Annotated in this window: 1 protein-coding gene; it reads left to right on the plus strand. The window is 66.5% G+C overall.

What is annotated here, in order from left to right; genetic code table 11:
* Nucleotides 1-630, plus strand: a 630-nt coding sequence (locus tag ADL05_RS28385) for a condensation domain-containing protein (protein ID WP_231640937.1), incomplete at both ends; no start/stop codon positions are given.

Below are 630 nucleotides of genomic sequence, written 5' to 3' on the forward strand. Positions count from 1 at the left end.
GTCTTCCGCGCCAAACAGCACGGCCTCCACCTGACCGTCAAACAGCTCTTCCAGCACCAGACCATCGCCGAACTCGCCCCCGTCACCGAACAACGCCAGCACGTCCGCGCCACAGCCGAACAGGGAACGGTCACCGGCCCCACCCAACTCACCCCGATCCAGCACTGGTTCTTCGACCAGGACTTCGCCCACCCCGACCACGTCAACCAGTCCCTGCTGATCGAAGCCGACACCGACCTGACCCCACAACAGTGGCAACACATCGTGCGCGCCCTGCTCCACCACCACGACACACTGCGCACCCGCTTCCTGCGCGAAGGCGACCACTGGCACGCCGAAATCACCGACGTCCCCCACACCCTGCCCTGGCAGGAACACGACCTGTCCGCACACCCGCCCACCGAACACGACGACCATGTCCAGCGCATCGCCGACCAGATCCAGTCCAGCATCGACATCAGCACCGCACCCCTGCTGCGAGCGGCTCTGTTCACCGGATCACGCGCACCCGGTCGTGGCTCCGACACCGGCTCCGGCCTGGAAGGGGTCGAGCGCGAGAACCGGCTGCTCCTGGTCGCCCACCACCTCGTGGTCGACGTGGTGTCCTGGCGCATCATCCTCGAAGACCTC

Origin of the sequence: Nocardiopsis sp. NRRL B-16309 (assembly GCF_001279585.1) — a bacterium.
Taxonomy (GTDB): domain Bacteria; phylum Actinomycetota; class Actinomycetes; order Streptosporangiales; family Streptosporangiaceae; genus Nocardiopsis.